This window comes from Pseudoalteromonas phenolica (assembly GCF_005886345.1).
In the GTDB taxonomy this organism is placed as follows: domain Bacteria; phylum Pseudomonadota; class Gammaproteobacteria; order Enterobacterales; family Alteromonadaceae; genus Pseudoalteromonas; species Pseudoalteromonas phenolica_A.
On record NZ_PNEC01000054.1, the window covers coordinates 81,700 to 107,557 of the forward strand.

General features: G+C 41.4%; 18 protein-coding genes. 5 read left to right on the plus strand and 13 right to left on the minus strand.

All coding sequences use genetic code 11. The features are described 5' to 3' along the window. Positions 1 to 168: 168 nt before the first annotated feature. From ihfA to CWB72_RS17310, 6 genes are all read right to left on the minus strand, one after another. On the minus strand, positions 169 to 465 hold the full coding sequence (gene ihfA / locus CWB72_RS17285; RefSeq protein ID WP_058030549.1) for an integration host factor subunit alpha: 297 nt from the start codon (positions 463 to 465) through the stop codon (positions 169 to 171). 2 nt (positions 466 to 467) lie between these two features. Further along, the gene (gene pheT / locus CWB72_RS17290; protein WP_138633982.1) at positions 468 to 2,855 is read right to left on the minus strand and encodes a phenylalanine--tRNA ligase subunit beta; all 2,388 of its coding nucleotides are present in this window, start codon (positions 2,853 to 2,855) and stop codon (positions 468 to 470) included. Positions 2,856 to 2,868: 13 nt separating this feature from the next. Continuing rightward, positions 2,869 to 3,849 carry a phenylalanine--tRNA ligase subunit alpha gene (pheS, locus tag CWB72_RS17295; RefSeq protein ID WP_058030551.1) on the minus strand — a complete coding sequence of 327 codons (981 nt, stop codon included), beginning with the start codon at positions 3,847 to 3,849 and terminating at the stop codon, positions 2,869 to 2,871. An 83-nt stretch (positions 3,850 to 3,932) separates the two neighbouring features. Continuing rightward, entirely contained in the window at positions 3,933 to 4,640 is a 708-nt protein-coding gene (hda, locus tag CWB72_RS17300) for a DnaA regulatory inactivator Hda (protein ID WP_212747902.1), read from the minus strand. Next, on the minus strand, positions 4,640 to 5,722 hold the full coding sequence (locus CWB72_RS17305) for a DUF2066 domain-containing protein (protein WP_436409864.1): 1,083 nt from the start codon (positions 5,720 to 5,722) through the stop codon (positions 4,640 to 4,642). The genes hda and CWB72_RS17305 overlap by 1 nt, the downstream gene beginning before the upstream one ends. A 38-nt stretch (positions 5,723 to 5,760) precedes the next feature. Continuing rightward, positions 5,761 to 6,954: a GGDEF domain-containing protein gene (locus tag CWB72_RS17310; RefSeq protein ID WP_138633985.1), complete on the minus strand. Its 1,194-nt coding sequence runs from the start codon at positions 6,952 to 6,954 to the stop codon at positions 5,761 to 5,763. Positions 6,955 to 7,126: 172 nt separating this feature from the next. Here CWB72_RS17310 and CWB72_RS17315 point away from each other — a divergent pair, with 172 nt between their 5' ends. Further along, positions 7,127 to 7,567 (plus strand): VOC family protein, encoded by a 441-nt coding sequence (locus CWB72_RS17315; RefSeq protein WP_138633988.1) that lies wholly within the window; start codon positions 7,127 to 7,129, stop codon positions 7,565 to 7,567. 39 nt (positions 7,568 to 7,606) lie between these two features. Here the strand turns inward: CWB72_RS17315 and CWB72_RS17320 are convergent, their stop codons facing one another. From CWB72_RS17320 to dapB, 5 genes are all read right to left on the minus strand, one after another. Continuing rightward, on the minus strand, positions 7,607 to 8,827 hold the full coding sequence (locus CWB72_RS17320) for a hypothetical protein (protein ID WP_138633991.1): 1,221 nt from the start codon (positions 8,825 to 8,827) through the stop codon (positions 7,607 to 7,609). Between the two features lie 132 nt (positions 8,828 to 8,959). After that, a complete protein-coding gene (greA, locus tag CWB72_RS17325) occupies positions 8,960 to 9,436 on the minus strand; it encodes a transcription elongation factor GreA (RefSeq protein ID WP_138633994.1) in 477 nt (158 codons plus the stop codon). Positions 9,437 to 9,550: 114 nt separating this feature from the next. Beyond that, positions 9,551 to 12,769 (minus strand): carbamoyl-phosphate synthase large subunit, encoded by a 3,219-nt coding sequence (gene carB / locus CWB72_RS17330; protein ID WP_138568078.1) that lies wholly within the window; start codon positions 12,767 to 12,769, stop codon positions 9,551 to 9,553. A gap of 16 nt (positions 12,770 to 12,785) precedes the next feature. Then, complete coding sequence (carA, locus tag CWB72_RS17335) at positions 12,786 to 13,919, minus strand: glutamine-hydrolyzing carbamoyl-phosphate synthase small subunit (RefSeq protein WP_138568079.1); 1,134 nt, start codon at positions 13,917 to 13,919, stop codon at positions 12,786 to 12,788. 211 nt (positions 13,920 to 14,130) lie between these two features. Then, positions 14,131 to 14,931, minus strand: coding sequence for a 4-hydroxy-tetrahydrodipicolinate reductase (gene dapB, locus CWB72_RS17340; RefSeq protein ID WP_138568080.1), 801 nt, complete (start codon positions 14,929 to 14,931; stop codon positions 14,131 to 14,133). A 481-nt stretch (positions 14,932 to 15,412) separates the two neighbouring features. Here dapB and CWB72_RS17345 point away from each other — a divergent pair, with 481 nt between their 5' ends. Next, a complete protein-coding gene (locus CWB72_RS17345) occupies positions 15,413 to 16,726 on the plus strand; it encodes a Na+/H+ antiporter NhaC family protein (protein ID WP_138568081.1) in 1,314 nt (437 codons plus the stop codon). A gap of 246 nt (positions 16,727 to 16,972) precedes the next feature. After that, a complete protein-coding gene (locus CWB72_RS17350; RefSeq protein ID WP_138633997.1) occupies positions 16,973 to 17,752 on the plus strand; it encodes a nucleoside-binding protein in 780 nt (259 codons plus the stop codon). A gap of 299 nt (positions 17,753 to 18,051) precedes the next feature. On the opposite strand, the gene CWB72_RS17355 is transcribed toward CWB72_RS17350, so the two are convergent. After that, entirely contained in the window at positions 18,052 to 20,634 is a 2,583-nt protein-coding gene (locus tag CWB72_RS17355) for a TonB-dependent receptor plug domain-containing protein (protein WP_138633999.1), read from the minus strand. A 461-nt stretch (positions 20,635 to 21,095) separates the two neighbouring features. Next, complete coding sequence (locus CWB72_RS17360; protein ID WP_138634002.1) at positions 21,096 to 22,646, minus strand: AbgT family transporter; 1,551 nt, start codon at positions 22,644 to 22,646, stop codon at positions 21,096 to 21,098. A 190-nt stretch (positions 22,647 to 22,836) separates the two neighbouring features. On the opposite strand from CWB72_RS17360, the gene CWB72_RS17365 reads away from it, so the two are divergent. Together CWB72_RS17365 and CWB72_RS17370 are read left to right on the plus strand one after the other, a co-directional pair. Then, positions 22,837 to 23,691 (plus strand): HDOD domain-containing protein, encoded by an 855-nt coding sequence (locus tag CWB72_RS17365; RefSeq protein ID WP_138568085.1) that lies wholly within the window; start codon positions 22,837 to 22,839, stop codon positions 23,689 to 23,691. A 177-nt stretch (positions 23,692 to 23,868) separates the two neighbouring features. Further along, the gene (locus CWB72_RS17370; protein ID WP_138634005.1) at positions 23,869 to 25,842 is read left to right on the plus strand and encodes a collagenase; all 1,974 of its coding nucleotides are present in this window, start codon (positions 23,869 to 23,871) and stop codon (positions 25,840 to 25,842) included. Positions 25,843 to 25,858: the final 16 nt, after the last annotated feature.

A 25,858-nucleotide genomic window follows, 5' to 3' on the forward strand; every position in this document is an offset into this window, starting at 1 on the left:
CGTTTTTTATGCCCGAATTTTAGGTCTTTTCTAGTCATTCAACTCTTATAGCTCGTTACTCTATGTTCTAGCTTTTAGCTTTTAGCTTTTAGCTTTTAGCTTTTAAAAAAATAAAAAACCCCAGCTTTCGCTAGGGTTTTCTTTATAAATCAGGTGAGACTAGATAGACTATTCTTTGCTTGTTCCTACTTCTACACGTGTCTTTAACTTCTGCCCAGGGCGGAAAGTTACAACACGACGCGCAGAGATTGGAATATCCTCTCCCGTTTTAGGATTACGTCCTGGTCTCTCTTTTTTGTCTCTTAGATCAAAGTTGCCAAAACCAGAAAGCTTTACCTGCTCTCCTTTTTCCAGCGCTGAGCGGATTTCTTCAAAAAACGCTTCAACTATGTCTTTGGCATCCTTTTTGTTCATCCCCAATTTTTCAAATAGGTGTTCAGCTATGTCTGCTTTAGTAAGCGCCATATCTAGTCCCTCAACGATGCATTAAATTTGTTGGCAAGTTCTGCCACCACGTTTTCTACAAGCGCATTGATATCATTCTCTTCGAGCGTTTTATCAGCAGCTTGCAATGTTAGAGCAATCGCTAGGCTCTTAAAGCCCGGCTCAATACCTTTGCCCTTGTACACATCGAATAAGTTTAGGTCAACTAATTGATTTCCGCCAACTTTCTCAATGCTATTTAAAATATCGCCTATTTTTACGTCATCCGCAACTAAAATAGCAATATCTCTGCGATTTGATGGGAATTTTGACACGCTAACCGCTTCTGGCAGCTTACGAACAACTAATGCATCTGCTTCAATTTCAAATACAAACGCCGAATTGTTTAAACCAAGAGACTTTTGAAGCTGAGGGTGCACAGCACCAATAAAACCAACTTTCTTATCGTCTAAGTAAATTGCAGCAGATTGACCTGGGTGAAGACCATCATTTGCTTCAGCTTTAAACGAGAAACGACTTACGTCATTTGTTAAAGCGATAAGCGCTTCTACATCGCCTTTAGCGTCAAAGAAATCAACTGGCTTAGACTCGATTGACCAATGCTCGTTATGGGTATTACCGTAAATGATACCACCAAGAACCGCGATTTGGCTCACACCGTTTTCTGCAGTCTCATCTTTTAAGAACTTTAAGCCATGCTCAAAGAAGCGTAAACGTGATTGCTGACGGTTTTGGTTATATACAACCGTATTGATTAAACCTGTCAGTAAGCTTACACGCATTGCCGACATTTCAATCGAAATTGGGTGTGGTAATACTAATGCATCGCTCTGTGGATGAAGCTGCTGCTGTACTTTAGGGTCTACGAAGCTATACGTAATCGCTTCTTGGTAGCCACGTGCAACCAGCTCATTTCTGAATTTAGCAACTGGAAGTTTAGCTTCTTGGTGTGTTGTCATCTTAAGCGCAGCTGTCGGTGCTACATTTGGAATATTGTTATAACCAAATACACGCGCCACTTCTTCGATTAGGTCTTCTTCGATGCTAATATCGAAACGGTAGCTTGGCACTTGTGCACTCCAAGTATCGTCTGCAAATTCAACCGTTAAACCTAAGCGAGTTAGGATATCTGTTACCTTAGCATCTTCAATGTGATAACCGATTACGCGGTCTAAACGCTCACGACGAAGAGTTACTGACTTTTCAGCTGGAAGATCTGCTTCAGATACTGCCTCAACAACTGGACCTGCTTCACCACCTACAATCTCAAGTAGAAGTGCTGTTGCGCGCTCCATAGCATCGCGTTGCAGTTTAGGGTCAACACCACGCTCATAACGGTGTGATGCATCTGTGTGTAAGCCGTAGCTACGCGCTTGGCCTGCAATCGCCAATGGTGCGAAGAAAGCGCTCTCAAGTAAGATGTCTTGCGTGCCTTCTTTAACGCCAGAGCCTTCGCCGCCAAAAATACCCGCCATTGCTAACGCTTTATTTTCATCAGCGATAAGTAACGTTGAAGGGTTAAGTTTTGCCATATTACCGTCAAGTAACACTAGCTCTTCATTTTCGTTTGCGTTGCGAACTTTAATACCACCTTCAATTGCAGCTAAATCAAACGCATGCATTGGGTGACCAAGCTCTAGTAACACATAGTTTGTTACGTCAACAACTGGGTCGATTGAACGTACGCCTGAACGACGAAGCTTTTCAACCATCCAAAGCGGTGTTGTCGCTTCAAGGTTAATACCTTTAATGATACGGCCTAAGTAACGAGGACAAGCTTGGCTGTTTACTAGCTCAATATTAATCGTGTCTTCTATTGTTGGATCAACTGCAGCAATCGCAACTTCTGTTACATCTTGGCTGTTCAATACACCAACTTCACGTGCAAGACCTTTGATACCTAAGCAGTCACTGCGGTTCGCTGTTAGATCAACGTCAATTGTTACATCATCAAGGTTAAAGTATTCACGAATACATTGGCCAATTGGTGCATCTGCTGGCAGTTCTAAAATACCGTCTGAGCTTTCAGCCATGCCTAGCTCTTCAAACGCACATAACATGCCGTGAGAAGGTTGACCACGAAGCTTTGCTTTTTTAATTTTGAAGTCGCCAGGTAATACTGCGCCAACTTTAGCAACCGCAACTTTTAGACCTTGGCGACAGTTTGCTGCACCACACACGATGTCTAGCAGCTCGTCTTCGCCTACATTGATTTTTGTTACGCGTAATTTGTCAGCATCAGGGTGTTGACCACACTCAACCACTTCACCAATTACAACGCCACTGAAGTCACCAGCAACAGCGTCTACGCCATCAACTTCAAGGCCAGCCATTGAAAGTTGTTCAGAAAGAGCCTCGGTATCGATAGCTGGATTTACCCACTCACGTAACCACTTTTCACTAAATTTCATATTTCTTCCGCTCTTATCTGAATTGGTTTAGGAATTTCATGTCATTTTCGAAGAACGCACGTAAGTCGTTCACACCGTAGCGAAGCATAGTTAAACGCTCAACGCCCATGCCGAATGCAAAGCCTGTGTATTTTTCTGGGTCAATGCCAACAGATTTTAGTACGTTTGGATGCACCATACCGCAGCCTAATACTTCTAACCATTTACCGTTTTTACCTTTTACGTCTACTTCAGCAGAAGGCTCTGTGAACGGGAAGTAAGATGGACGGAAACGGATTTCCATATCTTCTTCAAAGAAGTTGCGAAGGAAGTCGTGCAAAATACCTTTCAGTTCAGTAAAGCTCACATCAGTATCAACCATTAGGCCTTCAACTTGGTGGAACATTGGCGTATGTGTTTGGTCGTAGTCGTTACGGTAAACACGGCCAGGAGAGATAATACGTAGTGGCGGCTGTTCAGTTTCCATAGTACGGATCTGCACACCACTTGTTTGCGTACGTAAAACCAACTTAGGGTTAAAATAGAAAGTATCGTGATCAGCTCGTGCTGGATGATGCTCAGGAATATTCAGTGCATCAAAGTTGTGGAAGTCGTCTTCAACTTCAGGACCAGATTTAACAGCAAAACCTAACTCGCCAAAGAAAGTTTCAATTCTTTCAATTGTACGAGTTACTGGGTGAATGCCCCCTGTCGGCATTACACGACCTGGTAAAGTCACATCAATTGTTTCTGCAGCGAGTTTCTTTTCAAGCTCAGCAGCAACTAATGCTTCTCTCTTTTCGTTAATTGCGTCTTGTACTTGCGTTTTAGCTTTGTTGATCACAGCACCTGCGTCTTTACGCTCTTCTGGTGCTAATTTACCTAAAGTCTTTAAAAGACCTGTGATCTCACCTTTTTTACCAAGGTATTTTACGCGTACATCTTCTAGATGCGCAATTTCGCTCGCGCTCGAAACGGCTTCAAGCGCTTCGGCTAAGATATTCTCTAAGTTCATTTTCTACCTGATCTTTATTGAGGTAATTTGCTGTTTATTAATCGACAATGATAACTGAAAGCAAGGCCTGGATTCTAGCCCTTCTACAGTTTTAAAGTGGCTTTTATGAAAGGAATTGTGAGTTTTCTTTGTGCAGCCATGGATGCATGATCGAGTCTGTCTAAAATATCGAGTAAAGCGCGCATATCACGGCTTAGTCTGGTCAGTAAAAAACGCGCACATTCGTCGGTTAACTCAAGGCCACGCATATTGGCACGTTTAACTAAGGCTTCTGCTTTATCATCATCACTCATAGAGCGAATTTGGAAAGTTGTGCCCCACTTTAGACGAGACTCTAAATCAGGCAAATTGATATGTAGCATATCTGGCAGTAAATCTGCCGTGACCACTAAACACTTACCTTTTTCATTGAAACGATTGAAAAAGTTAAATAGCGCTTTTTCCCACACATCAACACCTGCAACTAAATGCACGTCATCGATACACAGTACATCTAAAGACTCTAAACCATCGAGAACTTCTGGGCCAAAACTGATTACTTCTCGAAGGCTTAATAGCATAGTCGATAAGCCTAACTCTTGTGCCGCAATACAAGTGGCATAGAGCAAGTGTGACTTTCCAGAATCAGCTAAACCACATAAATAAGTAAACTGGAAATCTTCACTGCGGTTTTCTAATGCAGCCTTTAGATGATTCACCTCTAGAGATTCTTCCCCGCCAAAATAGGCACTGAATGTTTCATCATCGGGTAAAGTCACTGGCAAAGCCATTTGTATGGGCTGAAATTGCATTACTCACCTACCCATGAGTACTTTAGGTTGTGGCTGTCTTCAAGTTGATAAAAAGCTCTAGGATCAACAAATGGCGTAAAGCTTTGCTCGAGTTTAATCGCTTTAACTAAGTCAGTGACATCCGAAGTGTGCTCAACCAAAAACTTTACCGCATCGTTTGTGCGTTCGATGACGTCTACTTCGACAACGGTACTGATGCTGATAAGCTGTCTTCTCGCCTGCTCTATGGTCACAAAATCAGTTAACTTATCAACAGTCAGAACAGAGCTAGCTGATGCATAGGTCTTGTTGGGATCAATAGCAAACTGCTTGACCAAAGCATCAGAGAAATTATTGACCATTTGAATAAGCACTTGTTGCTTGTCACCTACCAATTGATTCGATTCAAATAATTCAGCATCGGTGTAGCGCCATTCTAATTGCCAGAAATCACTGGCTTCTGGTTTGAACATTCTCGCTGTGATCACGCGCTCTGCTTGGTAACGCATCGACGCAATTTCAACTGGCTCAGAAAAGTTACCCCACACCTCAGCGATACCTACTTTACTTCTATCTTCTAAATCCATCAGTGGTACAACAATCGGCACGCCCCAATCTTGGGCAGTATCATAAATAAGACGCTCTAACTGAGGGTAGCTTTCTTGAGTCACGAAATCTCTACGAAAACCATCTTCAATCGCAAGCCATATGGCAATTTTAGGTCTTCTATTTCCCCATAAAGGTAAGTTTGAATCTCGAACTAACTCTTCGACTTTTTGTGCTTCAAACTTTACTTTAATTTGCAGATCACCTTCGCGGGTTTCTAAGTACTCATATTTCAACATGTAATCTGAAATTGAAAGCATAGCTTGACGAATTAAAGGGTGGGAGTTGGCTTGTGATTTACCTGTCAGCTTTTTAATGACATTAGTGAGCGCTGCTTTACTCGCTTCAACACGACTTGCACGCGTTTTATCGTCTATATAAAGCGTGCTTTCATAGAGATCGAGTACTTCTATGGCTTTAGCAAAAGCTGGGAACAATATACATAAAAAAACAAGCAGTCTTAAAGTCATATCAAGCAAATAAAAAAACGTTTGCATTTGATCCTAAAGGAACTAAAAGATAAAGCAAGTTAAACCTACTGCTGCTCACTCATCGCAAAATGGATCTGATTCTTTCCTTTATTTTTTGCAGCATACAAAGATTGATCAGCTTGATGTAATAAATTTTCAGCTGAAAACTGCTGTGTATAATTGCCCGCAACGCCAATGCTGCAACCACATTTAACAATTTGTCCATCTTCGAGCTGAATGGGTTCCTGAATACTTTTTAATAAACGATGGCAGAGCTGCTCTAATACACCAAAATGTAAAGGGTCCATAATGAAAACAACAAATTCATCTCCACCAATACGTGCTACTAAATCATACCCTCTAACTTCGTTAGTGAGCCGCTCAGCTACAGTTCTTAAAACCAAGTCACCACTTTTATGACCAAACTCATCATTAATCGGCTTAAAATCATCCAAATCTAAATACAAAACATATACTTCAAAAGCACTCCGTTCTGACTTCAACGCCAGTCTTGATAACTCTTTAAATAAGTACTTTCTGTTTGCCAAGTTTGTTAAATTATCATGTAATGACTCGTATTCCAGTTGCTGTTGCAACTTCTCGCTTTTTGCGACCTCATTTTGCAAATCTTCTAAACTTTGTTGTAATTCTTTAGTTCTTTCTGAAACATGATGTTCTAATTCAGCTTGGTAATCTTGCAATGTCTGGTTTGCTTCAAGGAGCACCTGTTGATTATTGAAAGCATCAAGTGCAGAAGAGATGACATGACTTATTGTGTAAAGCACATCAACAATAACACCGGAGTACTCGTCATTTCTCCGATAAGACTGAATAATAAAAGCGCCAAGAAAATGGTTGCGATTTTTCAATGGAAAGCAAAGCCATTGCTTAGGGACTGTCCCCAAAACTTGTAAGGTACCCGACTCTATTAATTTATTAATTTCTGCATCAGTAAAATTGCAAATTGTCTTTTTCTCAATTGCATAGGCAGTCAACGTTTTTTGGATCTGTTCAAATTTAATGTCCTCTAAATCTTCTGCTCTGATGTCATCTTTTACATCATGAAAATAAGGAAAAGATAGCTCACCGTTATTTTTGAAAAGCACCACATAAAAATTATCTGCATAGGTCACTTTTTGTAAAATACAGTGAATATCTAGCAAAAATCGTTGAATAGAATCACTCGTATTTAGACAAGCTACAATGTCTGTCATGCTATCAAGAACACTGCTATCTTCTGTTATAGAAACTTTGGCCATAAAATGCCTTGTACACTCATCTGCTCTACCCTAGTTAAGTATAGTCCGTTAAGCTAGGCTTATTTAAATAACTTAGAACAATTAGCTGTTTTTTCAAATTGGAGTAATCTTTTAACTCTTGAATAATTTGATATACAAATTAGCTAGAAATTCACAAGCGTTAGGAGTGAGTATGGAGTTTTTGCATACTATGGTCCGAGTTAAGGGCTTAGAAGAATCATTGAGGTTTTACTGTGATCTATTAGGGTTACATGAAGTAAAACGCTACGATAGTGAAAGGGGTCGATTTACCTTGGTTTACCTTGCCGCTTCAGGTCAATTAGAAGGGGCAAAAGAGACTTTCTCTCCTACTATAGAGCTAACTTATAACTGGGACAAAGAAGATTATTCTGGTGGCCGTAACTTTGGACACCTTGCTTTCGCGGTCGAAAATATTTACGAATTATGCAAAAAATTGATGAATGCTGGCGTAACCATCAATCGCCCGCCACGTTGTGGTCATATGGCATTTGTAAAATCTCCTGATGGGATATCGATAGAGCTACTGCAAAAAGGCGATGCTTTAGCTCCACAACAACCTTGGCTCGACATGCCAAATACTGGTTCTTGGTAAATATTTAATTGAGAAGGGAGCGGTTATAACTCCCTTTGTTTAATAAAAATTTTTAATTATTTGCAGTGATAGTAGATCTTCTGTCGACGTGGCTGATGGGTCTCTGTCTAACAATATGTAATTCGTATGAAGATTATTTGATTTTTTATCACTCACCTTCAAAACTGCTTCCAAATTATGCAACTTATAACTTTTTGCCAAATGATAAGCTTCTCTTAACGGAGATAGGGGCTCAATAGGATAACTTTGCTTTATCGGGCTGTACTTACCATCAAATTCAATAGCATCTCTGTTTTTTTGAAATAAAGATTTATGAAGGGATTCATAATAAGTAATTAAGGCCAATGAGAACGGATGGGTGTCTTCAAGCTCTATCGATGAGATCCCCAAGCTATTGCTATTTGTAATCATTTTTTCAATGGTATTTAAAAGATTAAAGGCGTGTAACTGAAACTGCTGATTGGGAAACGCATCCACAAGCCAGAGTAATTGCTCATTGCATAAACCGCCTTGTTCTTTTATCAACTGATGAAACGCCTCTTTATTACCAAATTTTTTAGTTAATTTACTTTCCAATGAATCAAAGATTTGTGTTATAGCAATATCATTAATGTATGCAAAAGGAGTATGCGCATCTAATATGCAAATTGGCCTACAAATATCGAGTCTACTTAATAAACTTGATACAGAAAGCGTGGTGTCTGAAGTAGGCATAATCAAAGTTTGTAAGCCATACCCAAGCAACCACTCATTAGGTGTTAAACTTTTATCAAGATAAAGTACCGCTCTTTCAATATAGCCCATATTGTAATTCGGCATTTCCTTCAACCACTCACCATGAAAGCCAAAAGGGCCAAAATGGAACCACTGCTGCAATAACGCTGCAGTAACCAAAGATAACTTGCGTTTCTTGAAACTAGGGATCACCGTTTGCTCTGATGCTAGTTCGATAAAATCAGCAGAAATATTATGTTCTTGTAATAAAAGCCCTATCTGTTTGAATGGGCCAAAGTATATCTCGCCATTTTGATAAACAAGCATTGCTTCAGAAGTTTTAAAACCTTCACCTTCGAAGGAATAAAAGCGCCCACCGAAATAAACACAGGCCTTCATTGCTGAATATGACTTATTCGGCATAGTAATATTAGGATTATGTAACTGAATTAAAGACTTTGCAGAAATGAGTTCAGAAAATTTATCTAGTAATGCATCAAAAAATTGATGTTGCAAAGAAAACTGAAAATGGGAATTTGCAACCATAGTTAGCACTCCTTGTTGAAGTGATAACTCTAATCTATTTATAGAATTTAGCCATTACAGCGAATTACAGACACAAAAAAACCAAGCGAATGCTTGGCTTTTTAAAGTATGCAGAGCAAGAAGTCATTGAAGTTAGATATACTCAACTTCAATAATTTCGAATTCAACGTCACCGTTTGGTGTTTTGATTGTTACTGCATCATCTAATTCTTTACCAATTAAGCCACGCGCAATAGGTGAATTAAACGAGATAAGATTGCTCTTGATGTCTGCTTCATCATCACCAACGATTTTATACTTTGTTTCTTCGTCTGTATCACAGTTCACGATTGTCACTGTTGAGCCGAAAATAACTTTGCCGTTATTTTGCATCTTAGTAACGTCAATGATTTGTACAGTCGACAGTTTTGCTTCAATTTCTTGAATACGACCTTCACAGAAACCCTGCTCTTCACGAGCAGCATGGTATTCCGCGTTTTCTTTTAAGTCACCGTGTTCACGGGCTTCCGCAATGTCAGCCACGATTTTAGGACGACGAACTGTTTTTAATTCGTTTAGCTCTTCACGTAGTAGTTGCTCACCACGTACTGTCATCGGAGTTTGTTGCATTGTCATTCTTTCCCAGAAGTACAGAAGTAAAAGCCCGGTAAAACCGGGCTTTAATATTTCAATTAATTGACTAAGTCTATATCACGATGCATAGACTAGGCAATGCTTCGACAATTAATTTACGCGCTTGTGTAGCTCTTGTACTGAAGAAACCGTTGCACGGTCATCTGCAGAGTTTGCTTTACAGTTAGCAAATGCAGCATTAAGCGTTGTTGTGTAGTTCACTTTGCCCTGTAGTGCACCACGACGAAGTACTTTAGAGTCTTCAATTGCTTGACGGCCTTCAGTAGTGTTTACAATGTAGCTGTATTCACCATTTTTGATACGGTCAAGAATATGAGGACGACCTTCAAATACTTTGTTTACACGACGAGCTTCAATACCTGCGTCTTCTAATGCTTTCGCAGTGCCGCCAGTTGCGTCTAGTTCAAAGCCTAATTCACGCATCGTTCGAGCAAGCTCAACGATACGCTTCTTATCGCTGTTGCGAACTGAAAGTAGCGCACGACCACCACGTGGCATTACGTTACCTGCACCAAGCTGTGCTTTAGCGAATGCTTCAGCGAATGTGTCACCCACACCCATTACTTCACCTGTTGAGCGCATTTCAGGACCACGCATTGGGTCAACGCCAGGGAACTTAGCGAATGGAAGTACCACTTCTTTTACGCTGTAGTAAGGTGGAATGATTTCTTTCGTTACGCCTTGGCTTGCAAGTGACTGACCCGCCATACAACGTGCGGCTACTTTGGCAAGCGCTACGCCTGTTGCTTTTGATACGAAAGGTACAGTACGCGCTGCACGAGGGTTAACCTCGATTAGGTATACTTCGCCATCTTTAACAGCAAACTGGGTATTCATTAGACCCACAACGCCAAGCTCTAACGCCATGCGTGTTACTTGGTCACGCATGCGGTCTTGGATTTCAGGGCTTAATGAATAAGCTGGTAGTGAACATGCTGAGTCACCTGAGTGAACACCTGCTTGCTCGATGTGCTCCATGATACCACCGATGATCACTTGCTCACCGTCACAGATAGCATCTACGTCGATTTCAATCGCGTCATCTAGGAAACGGTCAAGTAGTACTGGCGCTTCGTTTGATGCTTGAACAGCTTCTGTCATGTAACGACGTAAATCGTCTTCGTCATATACGATTTCCATCGCACGACCACCTAGTACATATGAAGGACGTACAACCAGTGGGAAGCCGATTTCTTGAGACTTAGCGACTGCTTCTTCTAGAGAAGTAACCGTTGCATTCTCAGGCTGAAGTAGGTCTAAACGCTCAACCATTTGCTGGAAGCGCTCACGGTCTTCAGCACGGTCGATTGCATCTGGCGAAGTACCTATAATTGGCACGCCATTCGCTTCAAGTTCACGGGCAAGTTTAAGAGGTGTTTGACCACCATACTGCACGATAACGCCTTTAGGCTTTTCAACACGTACGATTTCTAGTACGTCTTCTAGCGTGATTGGCTCAAAGAATAAACGGTCTGATGTGTCATAATCAGTAGAAACAGTCTCAGGGTTACAGTTAACCATGATAGTCTCGTAGCCATCTTCACGCATCGCAAGCGCCGCGTGTACACAACAGTAATCGAATTCAATACCTTGACCGATACGGTTAGGGCCACCGCCAATAACCATGATTTTGTCTTTGTCAGACGGGTTCGCTTCACACTCTTCATCGTATGATGAGTACATGTAAGCAGTATCTGAGCTAAATTCTGCCGCACACGTATCTACGCGCTTGTATACAGGAAGAACTTCTAGAGTATGACGCTTCTTACGTACTTCAGACTCGCTTACACCAAGTAGCTCTGCGATACGTGCATCAGCAAAACCTTTACGCTTCAAACGGCGTAAGAAATCTTTGTTCAGGCCAGCCATGCCGCCTTCAACGATTTTCGCTTCGTCTTTGATGATGTCTTCGATTTGCACTAGGTACCAACGGTCAATCTTAGTCAACTCGAATACATCTTCAACGCTCATGCCGTGACGCATTGCATCAGCAACGTACCAAATACGCTCTGCGCCTGGCTCACGTAGTTCACGGACGATTTTTTCTTTCGCGCTAGGGTCATCTAGTGCTACAACTGGGTTCAAACCCGTTGCACCAACTTCTAAGCCACGAAGCGCTTTTTGAAGTGACTCTTGCTGGTTACGGCCGATTGCCATCACTTCACCTACCGACTTCATTTGAGTCGTTAGACGGTCGTTAGAGCCTGCAAATTTTTCAAAATTGAAACGAGGGATCTTAGTTACAACGTAGTCAATTGACGGCTCGAAAGATGCAGGTGTTGCGCCACCTGTGATGTCGTTTTGAAGCTCGTCTAACGTGTAACCTACTGCTAATTTTGCAGCGATTTTAGCAATTGGGAAACCAGTTGCTTTTGATGCAAGTGCAGATGAACGAGATACACGCGGGTTCATCTCAATGATAACCATACGGCCATCATCTGGATTTACACCAAACTGTACATTTGAACCACCTGTTTCAACACCGATCTCACGAAGAACTGCCATCGATGCGTTACGCATTAGCTGGTATTCTTTATCAGTTAGTGTTTGTGCTGGTGCTACAGTGATTGAGTCACCTGTGTGAACACCCATTGGGTCGAAGTTCTCGATAGAACATACGATGATACAGTTGTCATTTTTGTCACGAACAACTTCCATCTCGTACTCTTTCCAACCTAGTAAGCTTTCATCAATAAGAAGCTCGCTAGTCGGTGAAAGGTCAAGGCCACGGGTACAGATCTCTTCGAACTCTTCCATGTTGTAAGCAACACCACCACCGGTACCACCCATGGTGAAAGAAGGACGAATAATACATGGGAAGCCGATACGTGTTAACGTGTCACGTGCTTCATCCATTGAGTGTGCGATTTCTGCGCGAGGACACTCAAGGCCAATTGCCTTCATCGCTGCATCAAAACGCTCACGGTTTTCTGCTTTGTCGATTGCATCTGCTGTTGCACCAATTAGCTCAACGCCATGCTTTGCAAGTACGCCGTGCTTGTCTAGGTCAAGTGCACAGTTAAGCGCAGTCTGACCACCCATAGTAGGTAGTACAGCATCTGGCTTTTCTTTTTCAATGATACGTTCAACAACTTCCCAGTGAATTGGCTCGATATAAGTCGCATCAGCCATTTCTGGGTCAGTCATGATAGTTGCAGGGTTTGAGTTAACTAGGATAACTCGGTAACCCTCTTCTCTAAGTGCTTTACAAGCTTGCGCGCCTGAGTAGTCAAACTCACACGCCTGACCGATAACGATCGGGCCTGCACCTAAAATTAGAATACTTTGTATGTCGGTACGTTTTGGCATGGTTACTCCGCTCTAATTACGCTTTACGTGCTTGCATTAGTTCAATGAAATGGTCGAACAGTGGCGCAGCGTCGTGAGGACCTGGGCTCGCTTCTGGGTGACCTTGGAAGCTAAATGCTGGCTTATCAGTACGGTGAATACCTTGTAATGTGCCATCGAATAACGATACGTGCGTCGCACGTAGGTTTTCTGGTAGGCTTGCTTCATCAGCTGCGAAACCGTGGTTTTGTGCAGTGATCATAACAACATTACGGTCTAGGTCTTTAACCGGGTGGTTACCACCGTGGTGACCAAACTTCATTTTCACCGTTTGCGCGCCTGAAGCTAGTGCTAAAAGCTGGTGACCTAAACAGATACCAAAAATTGGCGTGTCTGTTTCAAGGAAAGTTTTGATTGCTTCGATTGCGTAAGTACACGGCGCTGGGTCACCAGGGCCATTTGAAAGGAAGATACCATCTGGGTTTAGTGCTAACACGTCTGCAGCGGAGGTTTCTGCAGGAACAACTGTTAGTTTACAACCACGGTCTACTAGCATACGAAGGATGTTTTTCTTCACACCGAAGTCATAAGCAACAACGTGGAATTTTGCATCTTCATCAGCAAGTGTTTTAAAGCCCTCGCCAAGCGTCCAGCTTGTCTCGTTCCATGTGTACTGCTCTTTTGTACACACAACTTTGGCTAAATCCATACCTTTTAGGCCCGGGAAAGCTTGTGCAGCTTCTAGTGCCTTTTGCTCGTCAATATCACCAGCGATGATACAACCGTTTTGCGCGCCTTTATCACGTAAAATACGCGTTAACTTACGTGTATCGATATCTGCGATACCTAAAATATTGCGCTGCTTTAAGTAATCATCTAGTGATTGCTCGTTACGGAAGTTACTAGCAAGCAAAGGCAAGTCACGAATTACTAGGCCTTTAGCCCAGATTTTGTTCGCTTCTTCATCTTCGCTATTAGTACCCGTATTACCGATATGTGGGTAAGTCAGAGTTACGATCTGTTCTGCGTACGATGGATCAGTCAAAATTTCCTGATAACCAGTCATCGAAGTGTTGAATACAACTTCACCAACTGACATACCGTCAGCACCGATAGCTGTACCGCGGAACACTGTGCCGTCTTCTAGGACTAACAGAGCGGATTTAGTCAAGTTAACCTCCTAATGGTAAAAAACGGGACCCAGCCAACAAAGCCGGAATACCCGTTTAAAAAGCGCTTGGTAACACGCCACTTATAAAAATTTGGCAAATTCCAAGTATTTTAGATGAAAACTTGAGAAAGGTCTATGAGAAAACCTTCAAAAATTAAAAATATCCCCTTTAACTGTTTTTTTACTTGAAACGGTTAAAAAAGTAACTTTTCTATCTAAATCCTAGCACATCTTGCATGGTATAAAGTCCAACAGGCTTGTCCTTTAACCAGGCTGCAGCCCTTACAGCGCCTTTAGCAAAGGTCATTTTAGAGCTTGCTTTGTGGGTTAATTCAAGTCTTTCGCCTTCTGCAGCAAAATAAGCCGTATGTTCACCTACTATGTCACCGCCACGCATGACAGAATAGCCAATCTCTTTTTGAGATTTTTCATGCTCATCTTGACTACGATCAAAGATAGCGACTTCATCGTGATCCCAGCCTTTAGCCTCAGCTATCGCTTCACCAATCATTAAAGCAGTACCCGATGGGGCATCGATTTTATGTCTGTGGTGCAACTCGAACACTTCAATGTCTACATCATCGCTCAGCGTTTTTGCAGCTTGTTTTACAAGGTTTTCTAATAAGTTGATACCAACAGAGAAATTACGAGAAAACACGATAGGAATATGTTTCGCTGCTTGTTCAAGTTCAGCCATATCTTCAGCGGTTAAACCTGTCGTACCAATAACTAAAGGCGTTTTACGCTCTAGCGCTGTTGCTAAGTGCTTTTTCATACCTGCAGGTAAAGTGAAATCAATGGCTACATCGACGTCTTCGGCAATAACAGCTTCTGTTGAGAAAGCAACGTCCGTTTCACCCTGATTAATAAAATGCTGCACTTTCGTGCCAATTAAATCATGTTGGTCACGTACATAAGCTGCTGCGAGTGAAGTGTTAGCAGAAATAAGCGCTGCTTCACACAACACTTTGCCCATTCGGCCATTGGCGCCAAAAATTGCGATGTTAGTCATATTTATCCCCATTCAAATTTTCTGTGTTTATACAGAGTTTGTAGCCATAAATCATCTTTAAAAATTTCATATATTATGTTTTCGCTGAAACTAAAGTTAGCCTCCGTACTTAAATTAGGTCCATACAATGCTAATATAGAGTATTAACTACTTTAACTGACGAAATCGGCATGGAATGCAATAAAGGTTTAGAAGTTAATAGATAAGTCATAAAACGAGATAAGCAATACGTGTTAAGGTTCATTTAAATAGATTTATGCTTTTCAAAAAGCCTTCCTAGCCTTATATGATATGCAGCTATCCACTAATTTATAGATAAAAGATTAAAGTCGCATCTTAGGGCTTTTTTCATGGATTAAGTTTGACAAAACATTTAGCCATCTATACATTCACACATCCTTTTTATTGCTTGAATTATGCACGCAATTGTGTGAACAATGGCTGCATAATAAAAATAACTATTTCTTAATATGAGGTTTACATGCAGGCGTCTGTAAACAAGGTAGCAGCCAAGTTGTCGCTACTGCCTTTACTAACCTTTGTGGCACTCTTTTTAGGTGCAGGCTTATACCTACAATCGCAAGGCGTAGATTATGCGTTCTACCAGTTGCCTGCGCCTGTAGCAATTTTACCTGCCATCGTTATCGCATTTTGGGTTAACCGCAAACCAATAAATGACAGTGTTGAAACCTTTATAAAAGGTGCAGGTCATTCAAACATCATCACCATGTGTTTAATTTACCTACTAGCAGGTGCGTTTTCTGCTGTTGCTGGCGCAACGGGTGGTGTTGATGCGGTTGTAAATGCCGGTTTATCGCTTATTCCACCTTCAATGCTTCTGCCGGGCCTATTTTTAATTGCAGCCGTAGTTTCAACTGCGATGGGCACATCAATGGGTACCATAGGTGCTATCGGTCCGATTGCGTATGCCGTATCACTTAAAACAGGTATCGACCCAGCGCTTATGGCGGGTACCATAGTTTCGGGTGCGATGTTTGGTGATAACTTATCTATTATTTCTGACACCACCATTGCTGCAACGCGTACGCAGGGCTGTGAAATGAAAGATAAGTTTAAAGAAAACTTAAAGATTGCCATCCCAGCAGCTATTTTGACTATCGCCCTACTGACTTTCTTAACTCCTGAACCACAGGCCGTAGAAACCAAGGACTTTGATTGGTTGTTAGTGCTACCTTATGCGTTTATTTTAGTGCTGGCTGTTGCGGGTCTAAATGTATTCGTGGTGCTATTTAGTGGTATTATTTTCGCGGCAGCGATGGGCTTTACAGCCAATTATGAAGTTGGCAGTTTCGCAAAAGATGTTTATAAAGGCTTTAGTGATATGCAAGAGATCTTCTTGCTATCTATGTTCATTGGCGGCCTGTCTGAGTTTATCCGCGTGAATGGCGGTCTTGATTATCTGGCACATAAAATTCAGGGTTTAACGGCGTTTATCGCGAAGTTTCACCGTAAAGTGGCTGATCAATTAGGTATTGCTGCACTGGTACTGACCTCTAACCTGTGTATTGCTAACAATACTGTGAGTATCATTGTTGCAGGTCCAGTTGCTAAGAAGCTAGCTGAAGACGGAAAAATCTCAGCGAAACGCTCAGCAAGCTTACTCGATATTTTTGCTTGTGTAATGCAAGGGTCGTTACCTTATGGCGCGCAAGCATTATTACTTGGCGCGACCTTCAAGATCAGTCCGTGGGATGTCTCAACATCATCTTTCTACTGCTTTATTTTGGCATTCACCGCCATCGCTGTTATCTGCTTGCGCAGAAATAAAGCATAAAGATTAATAAAAACCACTTTTCTTGATTTATAGCCCCAATTTCTTTGGGGCTATGTGTATACCCAAAATACCTCAAAAACAATGTTCAGAGCGCTTCTTTGGGCGAGTTTGATTGACTTTCATACTGCGTCATCTATTTTCGATTTAGAACCATGTCTTAAAGCCAATCAATTTTCGCTGAACCTCGTCACTTGAAGTAATTTGGGTATATAATTCACACCATCTACCCTCTGCGAATAATTTATCATGAATCAAAACATCCGCTTATTTGCCTCTCTCGCACTATGTAGTTCTTTTTCTGCTACTGCTGCGAATTGGAGCGACACGCAATTTCACTTTAACTCTGGCGATGTAAAAAACCCATTTAGTCAGCAAAGTGCGCAAACGCAAATTTATTCCGTGCAACATGCATCTGGATATGACTATGGCGATAACTTCTTTTTTATCGACTTTACTAAAGATGATTTAGATGATGGCTATAACAATAATGACTTTTACGGTGAATGGTATTCTAGCTTTTTGATGCCAAAAGCATGGCAACCTAGTACAAACTCAGCAATGCAAAGTGCCAGCTTTGTGGCAGGTATTAACGTGTCTGGCGATGCCAAAGTCATTAAGTACTTACCGGGCGTTAAATTAAATTGGAAGGCATCGGGCTTTGATTTTCTTTCAACGACTTTTACGGCGTATATTGATGACAGCGAAGGCGTTGCAAAAGGCGGCGCACCTACTCAGACCGACAGCTGGATGTTCGATGTTGCTTGGGGCATGCCATTTAGTATCTCTGAACATAAGTTTTATTTCACCGGACATGTGGAATACATTGCCAGTCGTGAAGATGAATTTGGCAATGATGTAAAAGGTTGGATCTTAGCTCAGCCTGCTCTGCGCTGGGATATTGGCCATGTTTTAATGGGTAAAGAAAAACAGCTCATGCTAGGCATTGAGTGGCAATGGTGGCGTAATAAACTAGGCACCGATGTCACAGAATCTTCTCCTCAGTTACACCTAGTTTGGCATTTTTAAGGAAGACTTAAGTAAGTTGCCGAACGGGCACTGCCGATTTACATAAACACCAATAGGCGGTGCCATTAAACTTTTATGTGCAAACCCCAGCATATTTCCTTTGCCCTGTTGTTTTTGCAATTTAGCGAAAGTCACACTGTCTGAAAACGCCAACTCAACTCTAAACTCCTTTTCGGTTAGATATAATTTAGCATATTTTTATATTTAAACGGTACAAACCTATACCAAGGTATCAATAAACGATAAAAACGAAAAAAGGCGCCCGAAAGCACCTTTGGTTATATGTTGAACTGTTTCGATTAGAACTTAACGTTCATACCCGCATAGAAGTAACGGCCTAATGTGTCGTACGTGTATGGGTCTGTATTTGAGTCATTATTACCTGTGAAATAAGGAGGCTGCTTATCGAATAGGTTATTAATACCTGCCGATACAGTTACTGACTCATTCACAAAGTAGTTACCCGAAATATCGTGGTAAGTTACACTTGGTGTTGCCGGTGCATAACATGCCGTAGGGTCAGTTAAACACGCGTAGCTGTCCATACCTGAGATATATCTTACTTTATAGCTCGCTGTCCAGTTATCTGCTTTAACACCCAATGTTAAGTTAGACTTAACATCTGCATAACCACCTGAACCTGAAGTAATTAAGCCAGTGTAATCAATTGTCTCACCCGCATTCGTTACTGTGCGCTCATGTAAGAAAGACGTATCTAATGCTGCAGACCAGTTGTAGCCCATTGCATCAAATTTATACATTACATTCACGTCTAAACCGCGAGTCGTTTCTTCACCAATGTTTTGTAACTGATTATTGAATGTCGCTTTACCATTTGAAACTTGAACGTTTGCAGACTCACATAGCGCAGTCCCTTGGTTCTTAAGCTGACCATTATCATCGATACAGTTATCTACGATGTACTGGTTATCAACACCACCAATGGCATTTTCAATCGCAATATCATAGTAGTCTACGGTGAATGAAAGGCCATCTAACCAAGATGGCTCATAGACCATACCTAAAGTTAGTGTATCTGCTTCTTCAGGTGTTAACGCGTCATTACCACCTACGATAACTTCTGCTTGGCTATCAAGTTTAGCGTGATCGATTTGCTCAAATGACGGAGACTTACCACCGTATAGTTCATCAACCGTTGGCGCACGGAATGCTGTTGAACGTACACCTCGGAACATAAGTTGGTCGTTCATTTTCCAAGTAAAACCAAGTTTCCAAGTTAAGTCGCTACCAAAGCTTGAGTAATCAAAAGCTCTCACGGCTGTACTGATATCAACTTGCTCTGCAAATGGCTTTTCTGCAAGTACTGGGATAGCAAGCTCTACGAATGCTTCACTTACATCATAAGAACCACTGGTTGGCTCTACTTTAGGGTCGTTCGCTAAACCTTGTGATGTTAATGAGTCTGGCGTATACCAAGCTTTTTCTGTACGTCTTTCAAGGCCAGTTGCAAAACCCATGTAGCCTGCTGGTAATTCGAATAACTCACCAGCTAAAGACGTGCTGATGTTTAGCATCTGGCTGCCACCAGTATTTTGCTCTGTATATAGGTAGTCAGCCATGTTGTCAGCTTGCCACTGACTTTCATCTAACGGATTAAAGTTACCGTTTTCGATGTCTTCTGTGATGCTACCAACATTGTGTAGATTTGATAACTGATCAACTGAGTCGTTACGGCCAAAGTTTACCGCGAAGTCCCAGTTAAAGCCGTTATCTAAATCACCTTCAACACCTACAACCGTTCTAACTGTATCTACAACCTGTGAGAAGTCACGCGTGCCCGTGTCTGACATTCTGCGACGGTAATGAATTGTTTCACCGTACTCTGCACCGTGCTCTAATAGACCTTCACCCATGTTTTCTGTGTATTCAAAGTCAAACCAAATTGGCTGTGGCGCCATTTGTTGCTCTGACCAACGCTTTGTATACATAGCTTCAGTAAATAACGTAGTATTGCTATTTAACTCATAGTTCACTAAACCTGTTAGGTTTAAGCTTCTCATTGGCGTATACAGATAGCTGTCTTCTGAGTAGTTATACGCATCAGCAGTCGGGTCATATTCTTTATAATTACCATCTGGTGAACCTTGAAGTTCTTTACCATTTTCTAGGTAAAGGTGACCATTTGGTGTAATTGTTGAACCACCACAAACAAGTTCAATACCTTTGTCTGTGTTCACTTCCTGAATTGGACAGCTTGAAAAATCTCTGTCAGCCTGGCTTGCTTGACCTCTATCTAGGTATTGGATACCTAATACCATGTTACCTTTATCGAAGCTTGTGCCTACTGTTAGGTCAATGCTGCTCTTTTCTGCGTCGGCTTCGCCACTCATGCCTGTTTGCACGTTTAGCTCTGCACCTTCGTAGTCATCTTTTAAGATGATGTTCACTACACCAGCTACTGCGTCTGTACCGTATACTGCTGAAGCACCATCTTTTAGTATTTCTACATACTTAACCATAGCAACAGGAATGGTATTTAAATCTACCGTTGATGCCGCACCTGTACCTGAGTTGATCATACGACGACCGTTAACAAGTACCAAAGTACGCTGCGAACCCATACCTCTTAGGTTAATTGTTGCATTACCACCTGAACCGTTGTTCACGCCTGGGTTAGTCATTGCACCACCAGCAGCGGTTAGGTCTTGAAGTACATCATCAATTGTTACCGCGCCAGATGACTTAATCTCATCTGCACCGATAATCGTAACAGGGCTCGATGTTTCCATATCTGAACGCTTAATACGCGAGCCTGTAACCTGAATTTTTTCTATTTGTGTAACAGATTCTTCAGCAACTGCCTGTGAAGAGAACACAGGTAAAATAGCTGCGATAGAAATGGCTACTACTGATTTATTCATATTTATACCCTCTTAATGCATAAAGCACATTTTGATTTGTAATCCTGCTATGTCTTGGGAAAGGAAGGTATGATTGCAAAACTGAACGAAAAATGAATAGAGCAACAAAAAATACACACAACAAAAAAAACCCGAAAGAAACCAGTGAAAACACGTTTAAAAAAACAAATTAAAACATTTAAAAACAACAATTTAATAAAAATGAAAAGATAGGAAAACCTTTGTAAAGTTAGCAGTAATAGTTGTTATCTAATGTAAATGCACAATTTTTCAACTCAATTTGGTAAATGAAGGTAAACAGAATTAAGATATAAAGTTGAAGAGTTGGTATTGAAAAGTTGGTGAATAAAAAGCGAATAAAAAGTGCATAAAAAATCATTATTCTAATTTTTATGCATGTCTTTTCAAAAATAAAAAACGCCTCATAATGAAGCGTTTTTTATTTCTATATCAACCAAGTGTTAGCCTGGATAGGTGTAGCTTGATTGCAAGCCTAGAGGAATACCAAGACCCCAGTAAGCCAATAAGAACAAGCTCCAGCCAATTAAGAAAGCAATTGAGTAAGGTAGCATCATCGCGATCAGTGTACCGATACCTGTGTCTTTCACATACTTCTGACAGTATACAACCACTAGCGGGAAGTAAGGCATCAGCGGAGTAATGATGTTTGAGCTTGAGTCACCAACACGGTAAGCCGCTTGGCTTAAGTCTGGTGAAATACCAAGTTGCATTAGCATAGGCACAAAGATTGGACCTAGTAACGCCCACTTTGCAGAGCTTGAGCCAACAAATAAGTTAACAAAAGCAGTTAAGAAAATAATACCAATCACAGTGATGTAGCTTGGTAAAGCAAGAGCTTTAAGTACTTGCGCACCCTCAATTGCCAATAATGCCCCTAGATTTGACTGGCTGAATGCAGAGATAAACAAAGCACAGAAGAATGCCATAACAATGTAGTAAGCCATGCTCCCCATTGCCTTACTCATGGCATCAATCATGTCTTTAGACGATTTAAAAGTACCAACCATAAAACCAAAGATGGCACCTGGGATCCAAAATAATAAGAATATAAGTGGCACAATTGATTGCATTAACGGTGCGCTAAAGTCTGTCAGTGAACCGTTCGGGCTACGAAGTGCTGAGTCTTCACCACTTGATGCATAAGCCAATAATGCAAGGCCTGCAATCATCACAGAAGACGCAACCATGAATGCTTTACGCTCTTTAGAAGTGACTTCATCAAAAGAAGGAAGGTTATCTGTGTCGCCATCTACTTTAGTGGCTTGTAAACGTGGCTCAATAATTTTATCAGTAATGTACCAACCTAGTAGGATGATAAATACGCTTGATGCTGAGGTAAAGAACCAGTTATTTAACGGGTTAACCGCAATCGTTGGGTCAATGATTTGTGCAGAGCTTTGTGTGAAGCTTTGTAGTAATGGGTCAATACCAGATGGTACGAAGTTGGCACTAAACCCACCACTTACGCCTGCAAATGCCGCTGCGATACCCGCTAGAGGGTGACGGCCCATGGCATAATAAATTACACCCGCAATTGGAATAACCAATACATAACCTGCATCAGTGGCTGTGTGGCTCACAATCGCGATTAAAATAATTGACGGTGTTAATAATGCCTGCGGCGTGCGCTTAAGCATCATTTTTAAGCCAGCATTGATATAGCCTGAGTGCTCAGCAACACCCACACCTAACATAGCAACAAGCACAACACCTAATGGTGCGAAGCCTGTGAAAGTTTTAACCATTGAGGCCAAGAAACCTGCCAGTGCATCACCGCTTAACAGGTTATGTACAACGATTGCTTCGCCAGTACGCGGATCGATTGCATCGAAAGTCGTGGTTGAAAATAGCCAAGAGAGTAACCATATGAGTAACATGGCAGATAAAAATATAATGGCTGGATCAGGCAGCTTATTACCTACTCGCTCAATGCCATTAAGAAACTTAGCCACTGCACCAGTTGGCTGAGCCGTATTCGCTTGTTGAGTCATGCTTTCTTCCAATAAAACAAAATTACTTAACCTTAACTTAGATTGCTAGTCTCAAGCAAGGCAACGGCCCCAAAGGCCATACAATCCGCTTAGTTAATGAGCATAAAATTATTTTTTTGCGTTATCGCAATAATCAGTAATAAAACTTCACTTAGAATGTGCGTAAATCATAAGAGGGATCCGATTTACCATGATAAATATTGATGATTCAGTGCTTAAAGACATTAAATCCGGTTTTAATCTACCGCCTAAACCTGAGCTGCTGACTCAGCTTCAGCAAACGCTCAAAGATCCAGAGCCTGATTTAAATGACATCGCAAGTTTAATCTCAACAGACGTAGCGACTTCAGCTGCGGTATTAAAAGTCATTAACTCGCCAAGCTATGGCCTTGCTAGAACTATTACTGATATCCGCCAAGCGGTAATGTTTTTAGGATTAAACAGTATTGCTACACTTGTAACGGGCTTTTTACTAAAACAAGCATTCGATCAAAGAAGTTGTTGTATTAAACTAGAGCGCTTTTGGGACACGGCGACAGAAATTGCTGATGTTGCAACATTGATTGGCAAGAAGATAAAATCTAAAGTACCCACCGAAAACCTTCATATGTTAGGTTTATTCCATGATGCAGGTATTCCCGCGCTTGCCGTAAGATACAACGACTATGTAAAAGTACTCGGCGCCGCAAACCGAGATTATGACAAAAGCCTGGTCAAGCACGAAGAAGAAGCCTACAAAACCAATCATGCTGTTATTGGCTTCTTTTTAGCGAATAGTTGGCATCTGCCAAAGCATACTTGTCAGCTTATTTTACGTCACCATGATGTCGAGTATTTCAATGAAAAGCACACTGACGAAGAGCACATGACCCTCGCGACGCTAAAGATGGCCGAAAACCTTGTGCATACGCAGAAACGCTTTATTGCCGATCCTGACTGGCCGTTTATTAAAGACAAAGTGCTTAATGCTCTCGAATTAGAAGAAGATGATTATCTAGACATCAAAGAAGATGTTGAAGATTATTTTCAAGAGAAGTTTGGTTAGCTTTTAAAGCTAATTATATCACAACGTTAGAGCTTACAATCTAGTTAGCTCTGCCCTTTTCTCTTCCATAAATTGAACTCATTTAAGCAATGCTTTAGCTGTTTTATCCCAACAAGGTTTCTTACTACAATAAAAATATGTATATTGTATCCAATAATTACTATTGAGCAGATAACAATGAAAATAACAGCACTTGCATTAGCGACCAGTGTCGCACTAGGCCTTGTTGGCTGTAATACCCTTGATACCAAAAACACATCTGATGAATCAAAAACGCCTATTGTCGTCGTAAGTGATGAGGCCAAAGCTTTAGTGCAAAACATTGTTAACGCCGAACTTGATACTTTATGGAGCACTGAATTTGATCATCACAAAGCCGGTTTATTGCTCGCGGTTTCAGAAGCCATTCGTGAAGAAGTAAAACAACACGGACTAACAAGCCAAAAATTAGAGCGCTTAACTTATTACCTGCGTATTTTTAGTAGTTTTGGTCCTGTCAAAGACTGGCAATCTGGCACTGCTGAATCACTAAACCAAGCCTTACTTGCCATTGCTGAGCATAGCGACTTTTACACCATCGATGAGACGGTTGCTCGCATTCATGAAAACTACGCCACTGCACTATTTCGCTTATACTTCAATGAGGCGCTACAAGGTAAAACTGCCGAGCAGATTCAACCGCTCAGTCAGCTGATTACGCTTTATGGTGAAAGTGCGTTGCCTCAAGGAAATACATCTATGGGCAAAGCCGTCGATTATGCGATGTGGGAAATACTAAGAGCCGGTGCGGTACTGCCTTATGAAGCGAAACGTAAAAATAGTGAAGCATTTTCGAGCGCCGTTCAACATCAAAACTTTTTACAAACTGCATTAGTTAATTTTATTAGCAGCAAAAATGCAGTGCGAGAGGGAGATGACTGGCCTAAGCAACACGCATTATGGGCATTGGCACAGCATTACAACTTATACGCCACACAATATTGGAACGAATACTATACCTTAGACGAAGAAGCCCAAAAGAGCCTAAACGACGATAAAACCAGTCTGCCTGTTGAAGCCGAACTAGATAAGCTCGACAATCAAGTATGGCAAGCACTTGGCAAAAACAGCATGCTCACAGAGCTTGAAAAGCAAACTCTCTATAGCATTCCGTATGTGGTGACGTCGTTTAGAGGTAAGTCAGAGTGTAGTGAAGCACCGTTAGCAGGGCGTTGTATTGAGCCTAAAATTGCCGATGTGTTACAGATTAAGCATGAGTGCTCAAAAAGTGCTTACATTTTGGCGCAAGCAATGAGTAAAAAAGAGTTGGATGATTCATGTCAGCGCTTAAACGAGCAAGTTGATACCTTCCATGAGAAACTCGCAACGCAACGCCAACCGGTCGCGAATGATTTCAACGACCAGCTTCGCATCGTGATCTTTGATAACCATGCCGAGTACAACCGCTGGGGCCAACTTATCTTTGATATTCACACTGATAATGGCGGCATGTATATCGAAGGCACAACCCAAGACCCTGATAACATAGCAACCTTCTATACTTTTGAGCACTTCTGGGTACGCCCTAAGTTTGCGGTATGGAATCTAAATCACGAATTTGTGCATTATCTAGATGGCCGATTCAATAAATACGACACCTTTAACCACTTCCCAAGCAATATGGTTTGGTGGTCTGAAGGCCTAGCCGAATATATTGCTGAAGGCGACAATAACCCGCGTGCATTTATAAAAGCATTTGAGCTTAATGAGAAGGACTGGCCGAGTCTACAAGAGGTGTTCGACACTGAATATAAAGATGGACAAGACCGCGTTTATAAATGGAGCTATTTGGCCGTACGCTTTATGTTTGAAAAGCACCGTGATGATTATTTAAAGCTCGCGCACTTTTTACGTACCGACTTTTTCGATGGCTATAAAAAACTGCTAGATGAGTCTGGTGAAAAATATGGTGCTGAATTCAAAACTTGGTTGCAAGCACACAAAGCCGAGCAAACAAAAGACGAAGCGAAAACAGATCCGAAAAAGCCGCGTCAGTTTTATCGCTATACGTACAAAGATTATTTACAGCCTAAACACTTAACTGAAAATAAAGCGCACATGCATTGGCAGTACTGGCATGAAAATGCACTAAAAGCTGAGAAGAAAAATTAATTCAATAGTTTCCCTT

What these genes read in the sequence shown, in the direction of transcription:
- hda (WP_212747902.1), bottom strand. Translation starts at nt 4,640, where the DNA reads ATGCAATTTCAGCCCATACAAATGGCTTTGCCAGTGACTTTACCCGAT.
- pheS (WP_058030551.1), bottom strand. Translation starts at nt 3,849, where the DNA reads ATGAACTTAGAGAATATCTTAGCCGAAGCGCTTGAAGCCGTTTCGAGC.
- CWB72_RS17370 (WP_138634005.1), top strand. Translation starts at nt 23,869, where the DNA reads ATGAAAATAACAGCACTTGCATTAGCGACCAGTGTCGCACTAGGCCTT.
- CWB72_RS17360 (WP_138634002.1), bottom strand. Translation starts at nt 22,646, where the DNA reads ATGACTCAACAAGCGAATACGGCTCAGCCAACTGGTGCAGTGGCTAAG.
- CWB72_RS17310 (WP_138633985.1), bottom strand. Translation starts at nt 6,954, where the DNA reads ATGGCCAAAGTTTCTATAACAGAAGATAGCAGTGTTCTTGATAGCATG.
- dapB (WP_138568080.1), bottom strand. Translation starts at nt 14,931, where the DNA reads ATGACTAACATCGCAATTTTTGGCGCCAATGGCCGAATGGGCAAAGTG.
- CWB72_RS17365 (WP_138568085.1), top strand. Translation starts at nt 22,837, where the DNA reads ATGATAAATATTGATGATTCAGTGCTTAAAGACATTAAATCCGGTTTT.
- CWB72_RS17350 (WP_138633997.1), top strand. Translation starts at nt 16,973, where the DNA reads ATGAATCAAAACATCCGCTTATTTGCCTCTCTCGCACTATGTAGTTCT.
- CWB72_RS17305 (WP_436409864.1), bottom strand. Translation starts at nt 5,722, where the DNA reads ATGCAAACGTTTTTTTATTTGCTTGATATGACTTTAAGACTGCTTGTT.
- CWB72_RS17345 (WP_138568081.1), top strand. Translation starts at nt 15,413, where the DNA reads ATGCAGGCGTCTGTAAACAAGGTAGCAGCCAAGTTGTCGCTACTGCCT.
- pheT (WP_138633982.1), bottom strand. Translation starts at nt 2,855, where the DNA reads ATGAAATTTAGTGAAAAGTGGTTACGTGAGTGGGTAAATCCAGCTATC.
- greA (WP_138633994.1), bottom strand. Translation starts at nt 9,436, where the DNA reads ATGCAACAAACTCCGATGACAGTACGTGGTGAGCAACTACTACGTGAA.
- CWB72_RS17320 (WP_138633991.1), bottom strand. Translation starts at nt 8,827, where the DNA reads ATGGTTGCAAATTCCCATTTTCAGTTTTCTTTGCAACATCAATTTTTT.
- CWB72_RS17315 (WP_138633988.1), top strand. Translation starts at nt 7,127, where the DNA reads ATGGAGTTTTTGCATACTATGGTCCGAGTTAAGGGCTTAGAAGAATCA.
- ihfA (WP_058030549.1), bottom strand. Translation starts at nt 465, where the DNA reads ATGGCGCTTACTAAAGCAGACATAGCTGAACACCTATTTGAAAAATTG.
- CWB72_RS17355 (WP_138633999.1), bottom strand. Translation starts at nt 20,634, where the DNA reads ATGAATAAATCAGTAGTAGCCATTTCTATCGCAGCTATTTTACCTGTG.
- carB (WP_138568078.1), bottom strand. Translation starts at nt 12,769, where the DNA reads ATGCCAAAACGTACCGACATACAAAGTATTCTAATTTTAGGTGCAGGC.